This window comes from Streptomyces durbertensis (assembly GCF_014156695.1).
Lineage (GTDB): Bacteria > Actinomycetota > Actinomycetes > Streptomycetales > Streptomycetaceae > Streptomyces > Streptomyces durbertensis.
The window spans coordinates 1-4,319 of record NZ_WMLF01000454.1; the positions used below are offsets into that span (position 1 = coordinate 1).

Annotated in this window: 2 protein-coding genes; both read left to right on the forward strand. The window is 73.8% G+C overall.

The window, feature by feature from the left end:
- Positions 1-731 precede the first annotated feature (731 nt).
- Entirely contained in the window at positions 732-1,355 is a 624-nt protein-coding gene (locus GL263_RS22475; RefSeq protein WP_182857570.1) for a GntR family transcriptional regulator, read from the forward strand.
- Between the two features lie 253 nt (positions 1,356-1,608).
- A complete protein-coding gene (gene aceE, locus GL263_RS22480) occupies positions 1,609-4,302 on the forward strand; it encodes a pyruvate dehydrogenase (acetyl-transferring), homodimeric type (RefSeq protein WP_182857571.1) in 2,694 nt (897 codons plus the stop codon).
- Positions 4,303-4,319 lie beyond the last annotated feature (17 nt).

Sequence of the window (4,319 nt, forward strand, 5' to 3'; positions counted from 1 at the left end):
CACCCACTCGGCTCCCGCCGCCCGAGCACCCACCCGGCACGCGGGCGGCCCCTGGCACGAGCACCGGCCCGACAGGACGCGCCCACCCCGCGGCCGGCAGGCGTCGGCCACACCCGAACACCACGGGCGACACCCCGCCCGGCCTGCTCGGCGACCTCCGCACCCACAGGTGCCGGCTCCCGGCTTTCGGCTCCCGGCAGGAGGCACCACACACCGGTGCCGAGCGGCGTCGGCCCTCGGGAAACGGGCTTCGGACCAGGGCCGGGCAGTCAGCCCGGGAGACGGGAAGTGCCAGGGGAACGTCCGACCTGCACGCGCGCCCTCCGCACGGTCCACCGGTGGCGGCCGATGAGGGCGCTCGCGGGGCCCGCACCCGCCAGGTCCCGACCACCGCGAAGCCGGCAGGCCCCAAGCCGGGGACAGCCCCCGCCCCGGCACCGCCCTGCCGGGCCCGGTCCGGCCGACCCGGCGGCGCCCGGTGCCTACGTGCCGGTCTCCGCCAGGGCCTGTCGTGCACCCCGCGCGCGTCGTCACCCCACGCGCGGCGCCGCCCGACGCCGTTGCCGGGCCGCCAGGGCAGAGGCGCGGGGTGCGACGGCCGCCGGGTGGCGGCCAGGGCGCGGAGCGCCGGTCGCGGGGAGGCCCCGGCCGCGAGGCCGGGGTGGCACCGCGTGCCGCGTCGCGGTCGGGGGCACCGTATTGTCGAAGGGTCGGAGAACCGAGGAGACAGCATGACCCTGCCCGTCGTTCACTCGCTGCGCGAGCAGATCCGCGAGCACATCGTGGAGGGCATCGTGAGCGGCCGGTGGAAACCGGGCGAGCGGATCGTGGAGCGCCGCATCGCCTCCGAGCTGGCCGTGAGCCAGACGCCGGTGCGGGAGGCGCTGCGGGAGCTGGAGGCGCTGCGGCTGATCGAGTCGGCGCCCAACAAGGGGGTGCGGGTGCGCGCCCTGTCGGCGGCCGACCTGGAGGAGATCTACCCGGTGCGGGCGGGTCTGGAGCAGATGGCGGCGGAGCTGGCGGCGCCGGTGCTGGCCGAGGACACCTCGGCGCTGGAGCCGCACGTGGCGGCGCTGTACGAGGCGGACCGGCTGGGCGACGGCGAGGCGCAGGTGCGGCACACCGTCGGCTTCCACCGGGAGCTGGTGCGCGCGTCCGGCAACAGCGTGCTGCTGCACACCTGGGAGTCGCTGGGCATCGAGGTGTGGACGGCGCTGTCGATCCGCTGGCTGGGCACGGTGCAGCAGTCGTACGCGGAGGAGCACGAGGCGGTCGTGCGGGCGTTCCGTGAGCGTGATCCGGAGGTGGCGGCGCTGGTGAAGGCGCACGTGCTGGGCTGCGCGCCGCGCGCCTGATCTGCCCGCTTCGCCCCTTTCGCCCCTGCACTCGGTGCCGCGATTCGCGGCACCGGATGCCGACTTTTGGTGCCGGAACGGGTTTTTGCCCGCCGACCTTTGATCGATCATCGTTCAAGTGCTTACAGTCGTCCGGCGGGGCTCACCCCTGTCCTGCCCCGCACCCGTACAGCCCGTACTCGTCGTACCCGTACACCCCCGTACACCCGTACCCCCCCGTACGACCACCGTCCCCATCCCGGAAGGCGGCCCCATGACCAACCCCGTACCGTCCCAGCCGAGCGAGCTGGACCAGCTCCCGGACCGCGACCCGCAGGAGACCGCCGAGTGGCGTGAGTCCCTGGACGCGGTCGCGCGGGCCGCGGGGCCCCAGCGCGCCTCCTACCTGGTGCGCAGGACCGTCGAACACGCCCAGCGCAGCGGCCTCCCGGTGCCGTCGCTGCTGGAGACGGACTACGTCAACACCATCCCGACCGGTGCCGAGCCCGCCTATCCGGGCGACGAGGCCATGGAGTCCCGCATCACCGCGTGGAACCGCTGGAACGCGGCCGCCATGGTGACGCGCGGCAGCCGGTTCGGCGTCGGCGGCCACATCGCCACCTTCGCCTCCGCGGCCTGGCTCTACGAGACCGGCTTCCAGCACTTCTTCCGCGGCAAGGACGGCCTGGCCGACGGCGGCGGCTCCGGCGACCAGCTCTACATCCAGGGCCACGCCTCGCCCGGCGTCTACGCCCGCGCCTTCCTGGACGGCCGGCTCACCGAGGCCCACCTGGACAACTTCCGGCAGGAGGCCGGCGGCCGGGGCATCCCGTCCTACCCGCACCCGAGGCGGCTGCCGTGGATGTGGGAGTTCCCGACCGTCTCGATGGGCCTCGGCCCGCTGTCGGCGGTCTACCAGGCGCGCTTCAACCGCTACCTGGAGCACCGCGGCATCAAGGACACCTCGGACTCCCGGGTGTGGGCCTTCCTCGGCGACGGCGAGATGGACGAGCCCGAGTCGACCGCCGCGCTCGCGCTGGCCGGCCGCGAGGGCCTGGACAACCTGACGTTTGTCGTCAACTGCAACCTCCAGCGCCTCGACGGCCCGGTCCGCGCCAACTTCAAGATCGTCCAGGAGCTGGAGGCCCAGTTCCGGGCCGCCGGCTGGAACGTCGTGAAGTCGCTGTGGGGCTCGGCGTGGGACGAGCTGCTGCGGCTGGACACCGCGGGCGCACTGCTGCGCCGCCTGCGCGAGGTGCCCGACGCCCAGTTCCAGACGTACGCCACCCGCGACGCGGCGTACATCCGCGAGCACTTCTTCGGCGCCGACCCGGCGCTGGTGGAGATGGCCCGGCTGCTGTCGGACGACAGGATCCTGGAGTGCTTCCACACCTCGCGCGCCGGCCACGAGCCGCGCAAGGTGTACGCGGCCTACCGCGCGGCCGTCGAGCACAAGGGCGCGCCGACCGTGATCCTCGCGCAGACCGTCAAGGGCTGGACGCTGGGCCCGGGCTTCGAGTCCCGCAACGCCAACCACCAGATGAAGAAGCTCTCCGGCAAGGAGTTCCGCGCCATGCGGGACCTGCTGGAGCTGCCGATCCCGGACTCCGCGCTGGACGAGGAGCTGGTCCCCTACGCGCACCCGGGCGCGGACTCCCCCGAGGTCCGCTACCTCCAGGAGCGCCGCGCGGCCCTCGGCGGCCCGGCGCCTGCCCGCCGTGTGCACCCGGTCGCGCTGCCCGAGCCGGCCGAGCGGCCGTTCGCGGCGCTCGCCAAGGGCTCCGGCAGCCAGGAGATCGCCACCACGATGGCGTTCGTCCGCCTGGTCAAGGACCTGATGCGGGACAAGGAGACGGGCCACCGCTGGGTGCCGATCGTGCCCGACGAGGCGCGCACCTTCGGCATGGAGGCGCTGTTCCCCTCCGCCGGCATCTACTCCCCGCTCGGCCAGACGTACGAGCCGGTCGACCGCGACCAGCTGATGTACTACAAGGAGGCCAGGAACGGGCAGATCCTCAACGAGGGCATCACCGAGGCCGGCGCGATGGCGGACTTCACCGCCGCCGCCACGGCGTACGCCACGCACGGCGAGCCGATGATCCCGTTCTACATCTTCTACTCGATGTTCGGCTGGCAGCGGACGGCCGACCAGTTCTGGGCGCTCGCCGACCAGCTGGGGCGCGGCTTTGTCATCGGCGCCACCGCCGGCCGGACAACCCTGACCGGCGAGGGCCTGCAGCACGCCGACGGCCACTCGCCGCTGATCGCCGCGACGAACCCGGCCGCGCTCAGCTACGACCCGGCGTTCGCCTACGAGATCGGGGTCATCGTCCGCGAGGGCCTGCGCCGGATGTACGGCCCGGACACCGGTGAGGACCGAGACGTCTTCTACTACCTCACCGTCTACAACGAGCCCAAGCCGCAGCCCGCGATGCCGGAGGGCGTCGAGGAGGGCATCGTCAGGGGCCTGTACCGGTTCCGGGAGGGCGAGCAGCTGGGCTCGGACGCGCCGAGGATCCAGCTGCTGGCCTCCGGCACGGCGATCCACTGGGCGCTGGACGCGCAGCGGCTGCTGGCCCGCGAGTGGGGCGTGAGCGCCGACGTGTGGTCGGCCACCTCCTGGGGTGAGCTGCGCCGGGACGCCCTGGAGTGCGACGAGGCGCTGCTGCGCGGCGAGGACCGCACCCCGTACGTGACCCGGGTGCTGGAGGGTGCGCCGGGTCCGGTGCTGGCGGTCAGCGACTGGATGCGCCAGGTCCCGGACCAGATCAGCCAGTGGGTGCCGCAGGACTACTCCTCGCTCGGCACCGACGGCTTCGGCCTCTCGGACACCCGGGAGAACGCCCGCCGCCACTTCGGCGTGGACGCGGAGTCGATCGTCGTCGCCGCGCTCGCGCAGCTCGCCCGCCGCGGCGAGGTCAAGCGGGAGACGGTCGCCCGCGCCGCGGGCGAGTACGGCATCGGCTGACACCGCGACCGCAGGGG

What these genes read in the sequence shown, in the direction of transcription:
- GL263_RS22475 (WP_182857570.1), top strand. Translation starts at nt 732, where the DNA reads ATGACCCTGCCCGTCGTTCACTCGCTGCGCGAGCAGATCCGCGAGCAC.
- aceE (WP_182857571.1), top strand. Translation starts at nt 1,609, where the DNA reads ATGACCAACCCCGTACCGTCCCAGCCGAGCGAGCTGGACCAGCTCCCG.